The organism is Pseudomonas sp. KBN12P06040 (assembly GCF_037574965.1).
Lineage (GTDB): Bacteria > Pseudomonadota > Gammaproteobacteria > Pseudomonadales > Pseudomonadaceae > Pseudomonas > Pseudomonas aeruginosa.
In genome coordinates this window covers 3919074-3937313 of the sequence record NZ_JBBELS010000001.1, presented here as the reverse complement: position 1 = coordinate 3937313, position 18240 = coordinate 3919074, and the positions used below count along the sequence as shown (strand labels likewise).

At 63.3% G+C, this 18240-nt stretch carries 15 protein-coding genes; 3 read left to right on the top strand and 12 right to left on the bottom strand.

All coding sequences use genetic code 11. The features are described 5' to 3' along the window. Positions 1-76: 76 nt before the first annotated feature. The 3 genes from VQ067_RS18465 to gcl form a co-directional block, all read right to left on the bottom strand. Positions 77-967, bottom strand: coding sequence for a 2-hydroxy-3-oxopropionate reductase (locus VQ067_RS18465; RefSeq protein WP_003087180.1), 891 nt, complete (start codon positions 965-967; stop codon positions 77-79). Positions 968-1041: 74 nt separating this feature from the next. After that, positions 1042-1824 (bottom strand): hydroxypyruvate isomerase, encoded by a 783-nt coding sequence (gene hyi, locus VQ067_RS18460; RefSeq protein ID WP_003087181.1) that lies wholly within the window; start codon positions 1822-1824, stop codon positions 1042-1044. Between the two features lie 95 nt (positions 1825-1919). After that, complete coding sequence (gcl, locus tag VQ067_RS18455) at positions 1920-3695, bottom strand: glyoxylate carboligase (protein WP_033990103.1); 1776 nt, start codon at positions 3693-3695, stop codon at positions 1920-1922. A 328-nt stretch (positions 3696-4023) separates the two neighbouring features. Between gcl and VQ067_RS18450 the strand changes: the two genes are divergently transcribed. Continuing rightward, positions 4024-4455, top strand: a complete 432-nt coding sequence (locus VQ067_RS18450; protein WP_003083199.1) for a GlcG/HbpS family heme-binding protein — start codon at positions 4024-4026, stop codon at positions 4453-4455. Positions 4456-4859: 404 nt separating this feature from the next. Here the strand turns inward: VQ067_RS18450 and VQ067_RS18445 are convergent, their stop codons facing one another. Further along, positions 4860-5510 carry a TetR/AcrR family transcriptional regulator gene (locus VQ067_RS18445; protein WP_003087183.1) on the bottom strand — a complete coding sequence of 217 codons (651 nt, stop codon included), beginning with the start codon at positions 5508-5510 and terminating at the stop codon, positions 4860-4862. A 235-nt stretch (positions 5511-5745) separates the two neighbouring features. Here VQ067_RS18445 and moaA point away from each other — a divergent pair, with 235 nt between their 5' ends. Then, positions 5746-6741 (top strand): GTP 3',8-cyclase MoaA, encoded by a 996-nt coding sequence (gene moaA, locus VQ067_RS18440; RefSeq protein WP_003083204.1) that lies wholly within the window; start codon positions 5746-5748, stop codon positions 6739-6741. A 184-nt stretch (positions 6742-6925) separates the two neighbouring features. Further along, positions 6926-7255 carry a low molecular weight protein tyrosine phosphatase family protein gene (locus VQ067_RS18435; protein ID WP_003087185.1) on the top strand — a complete coding sequence of 110 codons (330 nt, stop codon included), beginning with the start codon at positions 6926-6928 and terminating at the stop codon, positions 7253-7255. Positions 7256-7347: 92 nt separating this feature from the next. On the opposite strand, the gene VQ067_RS18430 is transcribed toward VQ067_RS18435, so the two are convergent. From VQ067_RS18430 to VQ067_RS18395, 8 genes are all read right to left on the bottom strand, one after another. Continuing rightward, complete coding sequence (locus VQ067_RS18430; RefSeq protein ID WP_033990102.1) at positions 7348-8715, bottom strand: nucleobase:cation symporter-2 family protein; 1368 nt, start codon at positions 8713-8715, stop codon at positions 7348-7350. A 682-nt stretch (positions 8716-9397) separates the two neighbouring features. Beyond that, entirely contained in the window at positions 9398-9658 is a 261-nt protein-coding gene (locus VQ067_RS18425) for a PAAR domain-containing protein (protein ID WP_003083211.1), read from the bottom strand. A gap of 12 nt (positions 9659-9670) precedes the next feature. Beyond that, the gene (locus VQ067_RS18420; RefSeq protein WP_033990099.1) at positions 9671-10813 is read right to left on the bottom strand and encodes a T6SS immunity protein Tli4 family protein; all 1143 of its coding nucleotides are present in this window, start codon (positions 10811-10813) and stop codon (positions 9671-9673) included. Continuing rightward, complete coding sequence (locus VQ067_RS18415) at positions 10810-12519, bottom strand: esterase/lipase family protein (RefSeq protein WP_033941300.1); 1710 nt, start codon at positions 12517-12519, stop codon at positions 10810-10812. The genes VQ067_RS18420 and VQ067_RS18415 overlap by 4 nt, the downstream gene beginning before the upstream one ends. Further along, complete coding sequence (locus tag VQ067_RS18410) at positions 12516-15044, bottom strand: type VI secretion system Vgr family protein (RefSeq protein WP_060853493.1); 2529 nt, start codon at positions 15042-15044, stop codon at positions 12516-12518. Before VQ067_RS18410 ends, VQ067_RS18415 begins: the two co-directional genes overlap by 4 nt. A 179-nt stretch (positions 15045-15223) precedes the next feature. Beyond that, positions 15224-15742, bottom strand: coding sequence for an Hcp family type VI secretion system effector (locus tag VQ067_RS18405; protein WP_003083317.1), 519 nt, complete (start codon positions 15740-15742; stop codon positions 15224-15226). Between the two features lie 617 nt (positions 15743-16359). Further along, complete coding sequence (locus tag VQ067_RS18400; protein WP_033957153.1) at positions 16360-17637, bottom strand: urate hydroxylase PuuD; 1278 nt, start codon at positions 17635-17637, stop codon at positions 16360-16362. A 48-nt stretch (positions 17638-17685) separates the two neighbouring features. Further along, positions 17686-18195, bottom strand: a complete 510-nt coding sequence (locus VQ067_RS18395; protein ID WP_003083329.1) for an ureidoglycolate lyase — start codon at positions 18193-18195, stop codon at positions 17686-17688. Positions 18196-18240: the final 45 nt, after the last annotated feature.

The following is an 18240-nucleotide window of genomic DNA, read 5'->3' as shown; positions in this document are numbered from 1 at the left end:
GACCGTTCCTCTCCCCGAGCCCTTCGAAAAGGGGTTCGTCGCTCCGCGCGGGGTGACGGCCCGCGCGGACTGCGGATCACTCGTCGCGGATCGAGAAGTTGGCCATGTGCTCCAGGCCCTTGATCAGCGCCGAGTGGTCCCAGTTACTGCCGCCGATGGCCGCGCAGGTGCTGAACACCTGCTGGGCGTTGGCGGTGTTGGGCAGGTTCAGGTTCAGCTCGCGGGCGCCGGCCAGGGCCAGGTTGAGGTCCTTCTGGTGCAGGCTGATGCGGAAGCCCGGGTCGAAGGTGCCCTTGACCATGCGTTCGCCGTGCACCTCGAGGATCCGCGAGGAGGCGAAGCCACCCATCAGCGCCTCGCGCACTTTGGCCGGATCGGCGCCGTTGCGGGCGGCGAACAGCAGGGCCTCGGCGACCGCCTGGATGTTCAGCGCGACGATGATCTGGTTGGCCACCTTGGCGGTCTGGCCGTCGCCGTTGCCGCCGACGCGGGTGATGTTCTTGCCCATCGCCTGGAACAGCGGCAAGGCGCGTTCGAAGGTGTTCGGGCAGCCGCCGACCATGATGCTCAGGGTCGCCGCCTTGGCGCCGACCTCGCCGCCGGAGACCGGGGCGTCCAGGTACTGCGCGCCGGTAGCCTTGATCTTCTCGGCGAAGCCCTTGGTGGCGGTGGGGGAGATCGAACTCATGTCGATCACCACCTTGTTCGGGCCGACGCCCTCGGCGATACCGTCCTTGCGGAACAGCACATCCTCGACCTGCGGGGTGTCCGGCACCATGACGATGATGAACTCGGCTTCCTGGGCCACTTCCTTCGGGTTGGCCAGGGCAATGGCGCCGGCCTCCAGCAGGTCGGCCGGAGCGGCGTCGTGGTGGGTGGAAAGGAACAGGCTGTGGCCGGCCTTCTGCAGGTTCTGCGCCATGGGCTTGCCCATGATTCCGGTGCCGATGAATCCGATCTTGGCCATGAGAGTGTCTCCTGGTTCTGTCTGTCGAGTGGCTCCGCGCAGGGAGGCGGGAGCGTCTTGTTCGTGGGTGCGGATCAGACGACGTTGTGCGTCTTCATCCAGCCGAGGCCGGCTTCGGTGGTGGTGGCCGGCTTGTACTCGCAGCCGATCCAGCCCTGGTAGCCGATGCGGTCCAGGTGCTCGAAGAGGAAGCGGTAGTTGATCTCGCCGGTGCCCGGTTCGTGGCGGCCGGGGTTGTCGGCGAGTTGCACGTGGTTGATCGCCGCCAACTGGTTTTCCAGGGTGCGGGCCAGGTCGCCTTCCATGATCTGCATGTGATAGATGTCGTATTGCAGGAACAGGTTGGCGCTGCCGACCTTGTCGCGGATCTCCAGGGCCTGGCGGGTGTTCTGCAGGTAGAAGCCGGGGATGTCGAGGGTGTTGATCATCTCCATGACCAGGCGGATGCCTGCGGCTTCCAGCTTGTCGGCGGCGTAGCGCAGGTTGTCGACGAAGGTCTTCTCGACGCTGGCGCAGTCGTGCCCCTGCGGCCGGATCCCGGCGAGGCAGTTCACCTGGCGGTTGCCCAGCACCCTGGCGTAGGCGATGGCCTTGTCGACCCCCTCGCGGAACTCCTGGACCCGATCCGGGTGGCAGGCGATGCCGCGCTCGCCCTTGGCCCAGTCGCCGGCCGGCAGGTTGAACAGCACCTGCTCCAGGCCGTTGGCTTCCAGGCGGGCCTTGATCGCCTCGGCCTCGACGTCATAGGGGAAGAGGTACTCGACGCCGGCGAAGCCGGCCTTGGCGGCGGCGTCGAAGCGTTCGAGGAAATCCACCTCGGTGAACAGCATGGACAGGTTGGCACAGAAACGGGGCATGTCTTGCTCCTATCGTTCGGTCAAACGTTCGGGAGGCCTTTCGCCGGGGGCGGGGTGTCGCACGCACCGTCCGCGCCTCCGGGAAAGGCCGGCGATCAGTCGAGCAGCGAGATGGCGGTCGGCGCGTCGGCGCCTTTCTCGGCCAGTTCCTCGAACTCGTTGATGGCGTTGATCTCGGTACCCATGGAGATGTTGGTGACGCGCTCCAGGATCACCTCGACCACCACCGGCACCTGGTGCTGCTGCATCAGTTCGCGGGCCTTGGCCAGGGCGGCGCCGATCTCGTTCGGGTCGAACACCCGGATCGCCTTGCAGCCCAGGCCCTCGACCACCGCGACGTGGTCGACGCCGTAGCCTTCCAGCTCGGGGGCGTTGATGTTGTCGAAGGCCAGCTGCACGCAATAGTCCATGTCGAAGCCGCGCTGCGCCTGGCGGATCAGGCCCAGGTAGGAGTTGTTCACCAGTACGTGGATATAGGGCAGCTTGAACTGTGCGCCGACCGCCAGTTCCTCGATCATGAACTGGAAGTCGTAGTCGCCGGAGAGCGCCACCACCTGGCGGCTCGGGTCGGCCTTGACCACCCCCAGCGCGGCGGGAATGGTCCAGCCCAGCGGGCCGGCCTGGCCGCAGTTGATCCAGTGGCGCGGTTGGTAGATGTGGAGGAACTGTGCGCCGGCGATCTGCGACAGGCCGATGGTGCTGACGTAGCAGGCATCCTTGCCGAAGAACTCGTTCATCTCTTCGTAGACGCGCTGCGGTTTCACCGGCACGTTGTCGAAGTGGGTCTTGCGCTGCAGCGTGCGTTTGCGCTGCTGGCAGCTTTCCAGCCAGGCGGCGCGCGACTTCAGCTTGCCGGCGGCCTTCCACTCGCGGGCCACTTCGAGGAATGCGTCGAGGGCGGCGCCGGCGTCGGAGACGATGCCCAGGTCGGGCATGAACACCCGGCCGATCTGGGTCGGTTCGATGTCGACATGGATGAAGCGGCGACCTTCGGTATAGACCTCGACGCTGCCGGTGTGGCGGTTGGCCCAGCGGTTGCCGATGCCGAGCACCAGGTCGGATTCCAGCAGGGTGGCGTTGCCGTAGCGGTGCGAGGTCTGCAGGCCGACCATGCCGGCCATCTGCGGGTGGTCGTCGGGGATTACGCCCCAGCCCATCAGGGTCGGGATCACCGGGATGCCGGTCAGCTCGGCGAATTCGCGGAAGCGCTCGGCGGCGTCGGCGTTGAAGATGCCGCCGCCGGCCACCAGCAGCGGGCGCTCGGCTTCGTCGAGCATGGCCAGGACCTTCTCGGCCTGGACCCGGGTGGCCTTCGGCTTGCTCACCGGGAGGGGCTCGTAGGCGTCGATGTCGAACTCGATCTCGGCCATCTGTACGTCGAACGGCAGGTCGATCAGTACCGGGCCGGGCCGGTCGCTGCGCATCAGCTGGAAGGCCTTCTGGAATACATAGGGGACCTGGGCCGGTTCCAGCACGGTGGTCGCCCACTTGGCCACCGGCGCGGCGATGCTGGAGATGTCGACCGCCTGGAAGTCTTCCTTGTGCAGGCGGGCGCGCGGTGCCTGGCCGGTGATGCAGAGAATCGGGATGGAGTCGGCGGAGGCGGAGTAGAGGCCGGTGATCATGTCGGTGCCGGCAGGGCCGGAGGTGCCGATGCAGACGCCGATGTTGCCGGCCTTGGTACGGGTGTAGCCCTCGGCCATGTGCGAGGCGCCTTCGACGTGACGGGCCAGGACATGGTCGATGCCGCCGATCTTCTTCAGCGCGGCGTACATGGGGTTGATCGCGGCACCGGGGACGCCGAACGCGGTATCCACGCCTTCGCGGCGCATCACCAGTACGGCAGCTTCGATTGCTCTCATTCTGGCCATCGTTTTGTTCCTCGTTCTTATACTAATTGTGTACAAAAGTTGGAACGATTCTAGGCAGAGGGGGAGCGCAAGGTCAAGATGGGTTGTATACGCTGGAAAAAGCCGCTGAAATTAATTTTTCCTTAATAAAAACAATGAATTACCATTTTTGTTAGCAGGCTTATAAAACCAGCGTTTGAAAAAATGTATACAAAATTATGTTCATATTGTTCTGGAATGTTGCTTTCGTAGGGCCGGTCGGCTACTAGATTGGGTACAAATTTTCGAACGCGCCCGCATCGCGGGTGGTTTCCCGATTTCTAGCCTTAACAACTCGAGAGGAACGACCATGACCACCATCAGTCTGGAAACCGCGCTGGGCATTACCCGCCAGGCGCTGGCGGTGGGGCGCGAGCTGTCCACCGCGCCCCTGACCATCGCGGTGCTCGATGCTGGCGGCCACCTGGTGGCGCTGCAGCGCGAGGACGGCGCCAGCATGCTGCGACCGCAGATCGCCATCGGCAAGGCCTGGGGCGCCGTGGCCCTGGGCAAGTCGTCGCGGCTGCTGGCGGCGGATGCACAGCAGCGGCCTTCGTTCATTTCCGCGGTGAACACCCTGGCCCATGGCAATCTGGTTCCGGCGCCGGGCGGGGTGTTGATTCGCAACGACAAGGCAGAGGTGGTCGGCGCGGTCGGTATCAGCGGCGATACCTCGGATATCGACGAGCAATGCGCGATCCAGGGCGTGCTGGCGGTCGGGCTGGTGCCCGACGCCGGTTGAGCTTGCGGCCCGCTCACCAGGACCGGGCCTTCGCTCCCTTCTTCAGGTGGCGTACGCCGCCATCCACCAGGTTCTCCGTGCCATACCTGCAGCGGGGCTCGTTCGAGGCCAGGAATAGCGCGGCACTGGCGATCTCCAGCGGCTCCCCCAGGCGTCCCGGCCAATCTTCTCCCTCAGCGCCTGGGCGGCCTCGAGATCGGTAGCGGCCTTGTCCAGCGCTGGCGTCCGGGGCGGCCCCGGGCTCAGGGCGTTGACCCGGATACCGTGCTCGAGCAACTCCGCCGATAGCGTCCAGGCGAGGTGTATGCGGAGCTGCCGCCGCGGGTCGAATACCGCGTCACGCCGCTCGGTGCGAAGCCGGCGCTGGGGCGGGGGCGGCACGCGATTGAGCGTGCCGCGGCGGGTCAGAGCGGCAGCGGCCGAAGCCGGCCGGCGCTCTTGCCGGATTGCCCGTCGGGCGTGCAGCCTTTCAGGACTAGGCGGGTGATGGTTTCCACCGCAGCGTCGTAGTCGGCGTCGCTGAGCTGTTCCTTGCCGGTGACGATGGAAATCTGCCAATCGAAGTCGGCATAGGTCTGGGTCGCCGCCCAGATGGCGAAGAGCAGGTGATGCGGGTCCACCGGGGCGAGCTGGCCACGGTCGATCCAGGTCTGCAGGCAGGTGACGTTGCGCTGGGCCTGGGCGTTCAGTTCGTCGAGGTATTCCTTCGGCAGGTGCGGCGCGCCGTGCATGATCTCGCTGGCGAAGACCTTGGAGGCATGCGGCAGCTCGCGGGAGATGCGGATCTTCGAGCGGATGTAGGCGGGCAGGGCGAGCAGCGGGTCGTCTTCCACGCGGAACGGCGCCGACGCTTGCAGCAGCGGCTCGACGATGCTTTCCAGCACGCAGCGATAGAGGTTTTCCTTGGACTGGAAGTAGTAGTAGACGTTGGGCTTGGGCAGGCCGGCGCGGGCGGCGATGTCGCTGGTCTTGGTCGCCGCGAAGCCCTTGTCGGCGAATTCCTCGCTGGCGGCGCGGAGGATCAGGCGCTTGTTGCGCTCGCGGATGCTGGTCATCAGTCCTTGTTCTTCATTGCTGCAACGGCGGCAGGAAGCCGAGGATGGTAGCACCCGCCCGGAGCGCCCCTCAAGCAAGGTGCGAGCGAGGCGGAGGCCCGGGAAATCCTGACCCGCCGGTTCATTTGCCCTATACATTTCCCGGTATTTGGAGTATTCGTTAGGGGTATCGAGTCGCCCGCTCGCACTCACCCACCGAGCGCCGGGCGAGCCCCCCGGAACAGAACGAGTCACTATGTCCGATTCCCGCCTGGTCGATCCCTTCGGCCGTCGCATCACCTACCTGCGCCTGTCGGTGACGGATCGCTGCGACTTCCGCTGCACCTACTGCATGAGCGAAGACATGCAGTTCCTTCCCCGCGACCAGGTCCTCAGCCTGGAAGAACTGTACGCGGTGGCCGACGCCTTCATCGGCCTCGGCGTGCGGCGCATTCGTATCACCGGCGGCGAGCCGCTGGTGCGCAAGGGCATCACCGGCCTGCTGGCACGCCTGGGGCAGCGTGCGGAACTGGAAGACCTGGCGATCACCACCAACGGTTCGCAACTGCGCGAGCGCGCCGCCGAGCTGAAGGCCGCCGGCGTCCGCCGCCTCAACGTCAGCCTCGACTCGCTGCAGCGCGAACGCTTCGCCGCCTTCACCCGTAGCGATCGCCTGGAGCAGGTGCTGGACGGCATCCAGGCGGCGCGCGAAGCCGGTTTCGAGCGGATCAAGCTGAACTGCGTGGTACAGAAGGGCCGCAACGACGACGAGATCCTCGACCTGGTCGAGTACGCCCTGGCCAACCAGTTGGACATCAGTTTCATCGAGGAAATGCCGCTGGGCAGCATCACCAGCCACCGTCGCGAACTGACTCTCTGCACCAGCGACGAAGTCCGGGCGATCATCGAGCGCCGCTGGCCGCTGACCCCGAGCCTGGCGCGCAGCGGCGGGCCGTCGCGGTATTACCAGATCGGCGACGAGCCCAGCCGGATCGGCTTCATCTCACCTCACAGCAATAATTTCTGCGGCGACTGCAACCGCGTGCGCGTCACCGCCGAGGGCAAGCTGGTGCTCTGCCTCGGCCACGAGGGGGCGCTCGACCTGCGCGAACTGCTGCGCAGCCATCCCGGCGACCGCGAGCGCCTGAGCGCGGCACTGGTGGCGGCGCTGAACCTGAAGCCGGAGCGGCATCACTTCGACGCCCAGGAGCAGGTCCAGGTGCTGCGTTTCATGAGCATGACCGGCGGCTGACGGTATCCTCCTGGGGCGATGGCACCAACGGCGCCATCCGCCGCTTCCTCCCCCATGCCACCCGGGCGACCGTGTTCCGGCACGCACCGCTCGCTGCCCCGTCCCGGGAAAAGCGACGCGGCGCAACGCCGAAACGCGGCGAAGACGTCATGCTGCCTGCCGCGCCAGCAAAGGAAAGCCTCCCATGCACCGGGTCCTGTTCATCTGCAGCCGCAACCGCCTGCGTAGTCCCAGCGCCGAACGGCTGTTCGCCGACTGGCCGGGCGTCGAGACCGATTCCGCCGGGCTGGCGGCGGACGCCGAAACGCCTCTGGAGCGGGAGCAACTGGAGTGGGCGACGCTGGTCGTCGTCATGGAGCGCCGCCACCGGCAGGCTCTGCTGCGCCGGCACGCCGCGGCGATGAAAGGCAAGCGCCTGGTCTGCCTGGATATCCCGGACGACTACGCCTACATGCAGGCGGAATTGCTGCATCTGCTGGAGCGCAAGGCGGGGCCTTTCCTTCGGCGGGACTGAGTGGTGCGGACCGCGAGCGGAAAAAAAAGAAGCCGGACGAAGTCCGGCCCGAGGGAAGGGCGGACCGGGAGTGTCGCCGGTCCGCCAGGGAGTCAGGAGTGCTTGGGCGCCGGCGCGTGGCTGCCGCACAAGTGGCTGCGGTCGTTGCGGCTGAGGATGTTGAACAGCAGGTTCAGCACCACCGCCCAGATCGCGGTCATGGCGATGCCGCTATGGGTGATCGGCTCCATCCAGACCGGCAGGCGGGCGAAGAAGTCCGGGCGCACCACCGGCACCATGCCCATGCCGATGCTTACCGCCACCAGCAACTGGTTGCGGCGGTCGGTGATGTTGGCCTCGTGGAGGATCTGGATGCCGCTGGCGGCGACCATGCCGAACATGGCGATGCCGGCGCCGCCGAGTACCGCCGGCGGGATCGAGGCGACCAGGAAGGCGGCCTTGGGCAGCATGCTGAGGAGGATCAGGAAACCGGCGGCGGCCACCGTGACGTAGCGGCTGCGCACCCCGGTCATCTGCACCAGGCCGATGTTCTGGGCGAACGAGGAATGGGTGAAGGTGTTCAGGAAACCGGCGAAGAACGAGGCGCCGGCGTCGCAGAGCAGGCCGCGGCGCAGTTCGGTCGGGGTGATCTCGCGGCCGGTGATCTTGCCCAGGGCGAGGAACATGCCGGTGGACTCGACGAAGATGATCACTACCACCAGGCACATCGACAGGATCGGCGCCAGGTCGAAGGTCGGCGCGCCGAAGTGCAGCGGGGTGACGATGTCGAACCAGGGGCGCTCGGCCAGACCGCCGAGGTCGACCATGCCCATGCCGCCGGCGATCGCGTAGCCCAGGCCCATGCCCATCAGCACCGAGATGTTGACCCAGAAACCGCGCATGAAGCGGTTGATCAGGAGGATGGTGCAGAGCACCAGGCTGGAGAGGAACAGGAAGTGCAGGGAGCCGAAGTCTTCCGCGCCCTTGCCGCCGCCGGCCCAGTTGATCGCCACCGGGAACAGGCACATGCCGATCGAGGTGATCACCGTGCCGGTCACCAGCGGCGGGAAGAAACGCACGATGCGCGACATGAAGGGGGCGATGAGCATGCCGAAGAAGCCGGCGGCGATGGTCGCGCCGAAGATCCCGGTGATGCCCACGCCGGGCATCCCGGCCATCGCCACCATGCTGCCGACGGCGGCGAAGCTGGCGCCCATCATCACCGGCATGCGGATGCCCATCGGGCCGATGCCCAGCGACTGGACCAGGGTGGCGATGCCGGCGACCAGCAGGTCGGCGTTGATCAGGAAGGCGATTTCCTCGCGCGCGAGGCCGGCCGCCTGGCCGACGATCAGAGGCACGGCGACGGCGCCACCGTACATCAGCAGCACATGCTGGAAGCCCACCAGCAGCAGCTGCGTCAGCGGCAGGCGCTGGTCTACGGGCGAGTCGGGGATGCGGCGATCAGTTACCACGGACATGCAACACCTCAGGCGTTTTTATTGTTGTCAGTCGCAGGCGGACACCGGAAAAGGCAGGTTCCGGCGGCCGGGTATTTCTGGCCGAACATCCACCCCAGGCTTCAGGGCGATGCGGTGGGGTGTTTTATATCCCCGTTGTGTGCTCGATTCAATCGATTTTTTGTATACAAAGTAATTTTTTGTAGTTGACCAATCGGTCTACTACAGGCTTTCCAGAGCTGCTTCCACTGTATCCATAGTGCTGGCGCCGGCTACCCCCGGGACGCCCGGCGGTGTACGACATTGGTCGGATAGCCGACGTGCTCTAGCCGCTGGGAGTTTTCAGCGACCACTACCTCAGTGAGCGCAACCCTGGTGCAGCAAGGCCTTGACCCCTGTCGCCCGGGATCAGCCATGGGGCTTTGCGGAACGCCTGCTTGCATTGGCGACTACAAGTAGCGACGTGCGCGAGAGCAACCGGCTATCTGAGCGCCAGTAGATCCTGGCGGCAATGGAGACGCTCAACGAGCAAAGAGAATGCCGCCAGCGCTTGCTGGAGTGCACAACGGCAGACTGGCCAAGGTGCCAAGGCTCGGGGCAGGTCAGGCTGGGCAAGAAGCCGGCGGAGTTTTCCTGAGCGTTCTACAGGAGAGGCACGAAGGAGGTCGCCGAAGTCTTTCGGCATATCGAACGTCCCCCTTTTTCAGTTTTCGGCAGCGCCCAACGGGCCACTGGCAATCAGGCTGGCACCACAAGCTGTTTTCATCCCATGTAGCGCGACCGGGACCCCATTCACATCCAGCAGGGCGCTACCTTCGGTAATGGGGAAGGTTCCCTTGCACAAGGGACAAACCACTTGGTGGCCTACACCGGCCATCGGCTTGCCGTTGAGGTCGGTCTGGCCGAACGCCTCAATCACCGTGCCTCCATGGCTGGTGGTGTCGCCAAGGCGAATGATGTCCATCGCGGGTTGCTCCTATAGGTCGTCCAGCCAGCTGTCTTTCGGCTTCAGGCTGGAGAGGAATTCCTCATAGACATAGTCATCACCGAGCGTTTGGCCGCCAGGCGTAGCGGGTTTCGGAGCAGGGGAAGGACCGGCATTTCCGCCACGCGGCGATGAAGACGTCGGGCGCACGCGAATCGAATCGACAATGGTGTCCCACAGTTCCAATGCTTCTTTATCCGATTTGAAGGCAGGGGGCGGTGGTTTACCGTTTTCATTGCTGCGTTCCAGTACCGCCAGTCCCGCAGTAAGATTGGGCTCGGTTAGCGATTCCTCCTTGCCTTGAACCTCCCACATGAAGGTATAGCCGCGCTGCCCCTTATCGCTTCCCGCAACCAGATACTCCTCTCCGGGAAGGCTCCCGACAGGATGCTTTCCTTTTCTTAATGTTTCCATACCTGCAAACGTGGAGAGCAATTCCTGCATGAGGCCACCAACGCGCTCAAGCAGGTTTTTTTGCGCAGCCCCCGTTAAGGAACGAAACTCGAAGTCTACGCCGGGGTGGTTGGGGAACGTAACGCCAACCCCAAACTCTTCATCTTGAAAATTATCCCCTGCAATATAAGCTTGGTCGATGCAAAAGCCCGGCCCGCTGGGGATTTCTTTGGGCGCGCGCGAGCGTAGATTTCGAGCTAAAGTCCTAGACATCTCTATAGCACGTTGCTCTCTGTCTACCGAAACTTTCCCTTTCCAACGATAGGCATGCCACGTAGGCTTAGATGTAACATAGGTATCCAATAAATAGGTTTTAGAGGCAACCTCTGAAGACCAAGACAATAAACCTACTGATTCATTGCCAAAGTCAATTTTACGAAGAAACATGTTACCTTTGGATTTATGCTTCTGAGTCCTCCACTCTTGTTCAAGACGATCAACCCTGGCTGCCAGTTCGGTAGGTTTATCATCTAAGTACTCAATTCTGTCTCCCCATAGGTAGTATCCGGCATTGACTACCGCGTCAGGTGGCAGATCAATCAGAAAGCGACCAAAGCAATGAGTGATCCATCCGGTCTTGTCCATGGAAGAGCTCCGAGAAGAAGAAAACGAAGTGCAACTGGTCATGCTGGTCAAGACCACCAACCCAAGTACAGCAAGCAACCGACGGGGATGCATCATGTCCCTCCTTTGTCATTAGGATGCCAATCCGCCAACTGGGTGATTTTGATCACCCCATATAGCGCTGCCCATTGAGCACGAGCATCGTTGTAACTCTCCTGGTGCTCATAGCCCCGTTTGGTATTGGCCTGTCCCTTGCCCTTGCTGCCATGCCGAAAGCTGGCCTTGACGCCCGCCAGGGCAGGCGCCTGGCCGGAGTCGGTCGGTACCGTTTCGTCACCTCCGCTGCCGGAAGCGTCCAGTGGATTTCCCGCCTCCAGCGGACCCTGCACTATGGTGGGTAAGCCCCGACGGAACCAACTGTTGTAAGTGCCGTTCTCATCGTCGTTGAGTGTGGCACCAGGGGTCTCCAGAGGGGTAGGGTCACCCTTCCAGATCAGGTCGCGCCAACTATGGCGGCTATCGTCAGCTCCGTAATGGGCATAGGTCTCTGAGTGATAGCCTGCTGCTGACAATTCACCATGAAACTTAGCAATGCTATCTATCAAGTCTTCAAAGTTATCACGGGGGCCAACTCTTAAACTTTCTTTTTTGTCTGACATGTCCAGATATTGTGCATTTTGCTCAGGCACCAATCCATACCACGTAGAGCTCTTGTATATCTCTTCATAAGGGTCCTGATTCTGCGGATAAGCCCGAGGCTTTCCATCGATATCCTTGAGCACCTGCCCCTGCGCGTCGCACAGAAACAGCCAGGGACGTCCTTCCCGGTATTCGGCGCTAGGGGCCAACTCCAGCGCGCCGGCCGAATTGGCGACAACGGCTGTCACTTCACCGGCATTTCGTCCCAGCACGACCTGTGCGATACCTTCATAGCCACAGCGCATATGATGGTAGATGGTTGAGGAACCCGTCGCAGGTTGTACGCCATGTACCACCCCCAATACGCGCTCATAGCCGTGCAACTGCGTCAAGGCCCGCGCCACCAGCCCTCCCATCGAGTGGGTGACCAGAATGACTTTCATACGACTCACTTGCCCGGGATCGAGACCATACTCCTTCTGGTAGAAAGGCAACACCGTGTTCTCGATGTAGTCGCGTACATCCAGCGCCGATTGCCGGTTGGACTGTAGCCAGTTATAACCGGCGCACCAGACATCGAACTGGTATCGGCTGGCCTTGAGCAATTCCTCTTCATCGATCGGCGCAACTTTTCCCTGCTCCTCACCCTGATCTCCAGGAGGAGAGAGGGCTTCGTCATTCCACCATGCCTGGAGTTCCCGGCGGCTGACGATGTTATCCAGTCGCCTCTCCATTAAACCCATGACCGGGTTATACGCACTGCGCATGACCTTGCCCCAGCCGCGCAGGCGGGCAGCTTCTTCGGACAAACCAGATTGACCGACATCGATCGTACCCTGGTCATCGACTTCCACTCTCTCCGCTTTCAGCAATCTTTGACGAGCCTTTGCATCTCGCCAATACCAGGTCCATAACGCACCGATTGAGGCAAACAGGTCATCCATGGGCCAGAGACCGTTCGGCGGCCTCCAGACCTTGCTCTTGTCTGCCTTGTTGCGCAGGTTGGTTCCCATGATCCCCGGAATGAAGATCACCGGCAGGGGAGCGGTCTGCCGAACCAGTGCCACCTTTTCGCTCTGGTTGTCGGTACGGGTCAACTGAGCCTTGTAGACAGGCCGTCCCAGACTGTCGCGAGAGCGAGGGATGATCACATCCTGATTCGGCTCGAGCGGTTCGCTGCTCATGTGTTGGACTCCGTGTCGCTGTTGTGACTGCCCTTGCCCAGGATGCGTATCTGCACCGGGTCCATGGCCAGGTGTTGTTGCTTGGGTAAACGGCCCTGGCTGTCGGTCATCAGTTTCACCACACCACCATCGCCTCGTATCACTTCAACGGCGATATTGGGTAACGGCTCCAGCGTGGCTTCGTCGCGCAGGACATACCGGTCATCGAACGGTGTCGAATCCCAGGCGTTGAAGCTGGTCGATGCATGAGCGGGACCGACATGACTGTGCTTCGCCGCCTTGACCACGAAGTTGCCGGGCATGCCCAGCTCGATGTTGCCGCCCTTGAGGGTCAGGTAGGCGCCGCCGCACATCAGGGTGATGTGCTCCTTCGCGGTGACCAGCACGTGCTGCTGGCTGGCGCTGACCTCCACGCTCTGCTCGGCCTCCAGGCGGATGTCGTTCTTCTGCGCCTGCAGCAGCATCGGCCCCTGGTGGGTGATCTGGCGCAGCTCGCCGCCCTGGGCGAACAGGCCGATGTCGCTGCCGGCGTTGATCACCACCTTCTGCCCGGCGGTCACCTGCTGGTTCTGCCGGGCCACGCTGTCGACGTGCTCGCCGGCGGCCAGGGTCAGGCTCGCCGGCGTCGCCGCGGCGATCCCTGCCGGACCGCTCAAGGCGATCGCCGGCTTGCCTCCGTTGCTCTTGCCGGACTCGTCGTTGGCACCGTGGCCGAGGTCGCGCACGGCTTCCTGGAGGGTTTGCTGCGGCGCCGCGTCGTGCCCCACGCCCTGGTGCTCCCCGGCGTAGTCGCCCAGCTCGCGGGCCAGCTCCAACGCCGCCTCCAGCACCTGCACCACGACGCCTCGGTCGAGATGGCCGGCGCCGGCCCTGAGCTGCTCCTCGGTGCTCAGCAGCAGGCCCCTGGCCGCACGCACCGCGCCATGTTCGTCGGTGCGCAGTTCGAAGCCCTCGCCGCGCGGCTTGCCGCCTTCGGGCCGAGGATGGGTCAGGTAGCCCAGGTGCAGCGCGCTGGCACCGTGGTCGCTCATCAGCGCCGCACTGATCTGCGCCGTGGTGTCGTCGATGCGCAGCTCGTTGGCCCGGCTGCCCTTGTACTCCTTGCTCTTGATGGTGCTGAGGATCTTGTGGTCGGGCAGCGCGTAGGGCGGCCGGTTGGTCGCCCGGTAGGTACGCCCGGTGACGATCGGCTGGTCGCAGTCGCCGTCCAGGTAATCGACGATCACCTCCTGGCCAATCCGCGGGATCGCCATGTGTCCCCAGTCGGCACCCGCCCAGTTCTGCGCGACCCGTATCCAGCAGGTACTGAACTCATCGTGACGTCCCTCGCGATCCCAGGGGAACTGGACTTTCACCCGCCCCCACTCGTCGCAATGGATCTCTTCCCCTGCCGGGCCGACTACCGTCGCGATCTGCGGACCATCGATACGCGGCCGAGGCAGCGGTGCGGGACGCCATTCGACGTCCTCGGGCACCAGTTCGGCGCGCAGGTCGTAGCTCACCCCCAGAGGGGCGTCGGCGGACTCTTCCTCCTGGCCGGCATACTGGGTGCCGCGATGGACCACCCGCACCGGCCGCCACCAGGCGTTGAAGTCGGCACGCGGATGACCTTCCAGGGCAAAGGCGTGGCCCGGGATCAGCCGCGGGTCGTCGCCGCTGACCGATGCCACCCGTGCATCGCGCCGATGTCCTCTGAGGCGGCTTTCGCTGAAAGGCCGGCCCGCGCCGCTCTGCTTGTAGCGACCGGGGTAGTCGTAGCGCTCGTAGGACGAGCCCTGATGCTCGAGCGCCTCGCCAGCGAGATGATGCTCCTGGTCGTAGGTCGGGCGCTTGAAGCTGTAGTCCCGCTGGGTCTGTCGAGCCGTACGAACATTTTCGCTGTAGCGGAAAGAATGAAGCACCGGCTGTGGGTTGTCGCCCTCCGGCTGGGCGCTGAACAGTACCGGGCCGCCGGCGATACGCTCCTGGACGTAGAGCCGGTCGCTGCAGACCAGGGTGTGGCGGTGTTCGTCGAAGCGGAAGTAGTAGACCAGGCCTTCCTCGAAGGCCAGCCGGTCGTGCAGGTAGTGATCGCTGTCGCCGGCCTGCACGCAGTATTCGCGTGGCAGGTGCTCGTGGTAGATACGCTGTTCGTAGTCGAGCACCCGGTGCTCCTTGAGCAGCGCCTGGAGAATCTCCGGAACACTCTTCTCCTGGAATATCCGCCAGTTGCAGCACAGCTCCAGGCGCGCCAACTGCGGTTCCAGCAGCAGTTCGTAGCGGGTCCGGCGAAAACCCGAGCTGCCCTGGGTGAAGTGGCTGACGATGCCATGGACGTAGCGGGCCGGACGGCCGTCCTGCCAGAGGGTGAAGGTGCCCGGCTGGTCGAGTACCTGCTTGAAATCGATGGCGTTCTTGTCGCTGGCCAGCTTCAGGTTCAGGCGGAAAGGCTCGCAGAGCGCTTCTTCCAGTTCGAACTCGACGACATCGAACGCAAGGTTCCCTTCGCCAACGACGAAGGTGAATTTCAGGTCTCTTTGACGCATGGATCGTTCCCTGTTCCGGGTGGGCAGTTCCTTTCCAATCCATTGGAGGAGCAAGCCACGTTACTCTTGCTCAGCCGCTGCCGAAAGTCTTGGCTCGGTGTCTATTTCGCGAAGTAGCGGACATTTTCGGCTCGACGGAGAACCGGCCGTACAGGTGTACGACCGGTGTGCCTGTCAACTCACCCTGCGACCGGCGAGCGCCAGTCGTCGGAGCCGGAGGTGCCGGAGACTTCGTGGGTCCAGGTGATCTTGCGGTAGGTGAAGTGCACATCTTCCAGGTGGGTGAAGTGGGCGTTGCCCGGGTCCTGGCAGTTATGCATGTAGTCCTTGATGTCGACGATGATCGCGTCTTCCAGGACGGTGGTGTAGTAGTGCTCCTGGGTGCCGGCGGCGGAGGTGCGGTACCACTGGATCTCGACCTTGGTCAGGCGCTCGCCGGAGGTCAGGGCGGCCAGCAGCAGCGGCGAGGCCTTGTCGAAGACCTTGGTGATGACCACCGGCTTGTGCACGCGCTGGCCGGTCGGCTGGCCGGACTGCGGGTCGCGCGGGATGATCACTTCGTGGTTGAAGCCCTGGACCATCACCTGGTCCTCGTGGCCTTCCTGGTAGGTGTTGCCGACCGAGTCCTCAGTGAAGGCGCCGGCGGTGATCAGGCCCTGCTTGGTGCCGGTGATGGACATATAGGCGGGGGTTGCCATGGATACGTTCCTTGTCGTTGAAAGTGCCCAGGCGATATGCCGGGGACATCGGTGCTAGACAAGAACCGTGCCACTAGTCTTGAAACTCTTTTCCATCAAGGCGTTATTGGGGGAAGCCAAAAACTCGCTGGCGATTCTCATGGGAAGAACACTGAAAATTGCGCAACTTTTTGCGCACCGCTTGCAAAAAGTTGCGCACTCTCTCGGAGCCCTTTGGGTATTTGTTCCCTAGCGTTCTATCCACAACGTTATCAACCAAAAAGTTGCACAGTTCTTCATTGGCAAGGCAGCCGAAGATGGGGCGCGCACTATCACACGACGCAGCACCGGTCCCCCGGCCACACAGATCACCCGAGCGAAGTTTGCTGGGCAAATACGAGACGATACGTACCTGCGGATAGCGACGGTTGGTTGGTCGCTTTCAATGGTGGAGCGCCGCACGGTTTCGTTCCAGCGGCCCTGGGTGAAGGAAAGTGAGTTATTGGAGAGGTTGGGGGCTGAACGATATGGCCAGTTATGGCCAAAAGCCCTCTATGGAGAGGGCTTTTGGGGTAGGGCCAGCAGGGGTGTTCTGCTGCGGGAACCGGAGGTGCGGTTCTTCGCCTTTCGGCCAAGGCTCAGTTGATCTGTGCGCCCTTGGCGATCCAGCTGCCGATCAGGTTGCGTTCTTCCTGGGTCATCTGCGTGATGTTGCCCAGCGGCATGATCTGCGAGGCCACGGCCTGGGCCTGGATCTTCGGTGCCAGTTGCTGGATCTGCTGCGGGGTGTCGAGCATGATCCCGCCTGGCGCGGTGCTGAACAGCTGGCTGGTTGGTTTCGCCGAGTGGCAGACGGTGCAGCGCTCCTGGATCACGTGATGGACCTTGTCGAAGTCGGCTCCGCTCGCGGCCCCGGCATTGGACGCCTGGGGCGCGGCGGGCGCGGCTGGTGCGTCGCCGCCGGTCGCCGGTTGTGCCGGTGCCGCCGCCGGGGTGCTGGCCAGCGGTGCGGAAGCCTGCTGGTAGTTCGGCGTGGTGACGAAGGCCAGGGCGATCATGCCCAGCGCGCCGGCGGGCAGTGCCCAGGCGAAGCGGTTGCTTTCGTGGCGGGTGTTGAAGTAGTGGCGTACCAGTACCGCGAGCACCGCGATGGCGGCCAGGATCAGCCAGTTGTACTGGCTGCCGTAGGTGCTCGGGAAGTGGTTGCTGATCATGATGAACAGCACCGGCAGGGTGAAGTAGTTGTTGTGCCGGGAGCGCAGCAGGCCCTTGGCCGGCAGCACCGGATCGGGCTCGCGGTTTTCTTCGATGGCTTTCACCAGCGCGCGCTGGGCCGGCATGATCACCCTGAACACGTTGCCGACCATGATGGTGCCGATGATCGCGCCGACGTGCAGGTAGGCGCCGCGGCCGCTGAACACCTGGGTCAGGCCGTAGGCGGCGGCGACCAGCAGGACGAACAGGACCAGGCCGAGCAGGGCAGGGGTCTTGCCCAGCGCCGAATCGCAGAGGATGGTGTAGACGAACCAGCCGCAGACCAGCGAACCGATACCGATGGCGATGGCCGCCGCCGGCGCCAGGTCGCTGCCGGGGGCGATCAGGTAGAGGGTCGGGTTCAGGTAGAACACGATGGTCAGCAACACCACCCCGGACATCCAGGTGGAGTAGGCCTCCCATTTGAACCAGTGCAGGTTCTCCGGCATTTTCGGCGGAGCCAGCTTGTACTTCTCCAGGTGGTAGATGCCGCCACCGTGGATTGCCCAGAGGTCTCCGGACAGGCCTTCACGCGGGTTGCTGCGGTTGAGGTTGTTCTCCAGCCAGACGAAATAGAACGAAGCGCCGATCCACGCGATCCCGACGATCATGTGAATCCAGCGCACCAGCAGGTTCAGCCATTCGATGAGATGTGCTTCCACAGTCTTGTACCTCTTGCCCTGGCCGGCGGACCGGCGGCAGGACCTCTCTTATTGGTTTGATTGGGGGTCGAGGAGGAGCTGTTCGTCCTCGGTGAAGAAATGCTCGTCGCAGTTGTTCCCGGAACCGCTGCGATCGACCACCAGGAAGTCATCCCGCTTTTCGATCGTCAGCACCGGATGGTGCCAGACGCCGCGGTGGTAATTGACGCCCTGCCTTCCGTTGGTCAGGAAGGCGCGGACGAGGCCCGGTACAGGTACATCGCCAAGTGGCGCGACCACGACCAGAAAGGGGTTGCCGAGCAGCGGGATGAAGGCCTGGCTGCCCAGCGGATGGCGTTCCAGCATGCGGATGCGCAACGGCATTTCCAGCTTCTCGGCGCTGAAGATGCTGATGATCGCGTTATCTTCCGGCTGCGCGGTCTCGACCGTGGCCAGCTTGTGATAACGGCGGGTGGAGCCGTTGTTGATCATGAAATAGTCGCTGCCGGCGGTTTCGATCACGTCACCGAACGGGGCGAAGGCTTCCTTGGTCAACGGCTCGATCTTGAGAGTGCGCATACTGATCCTGTCGATTCTGTTTGTTGTATTCCGGACGCACGCGGG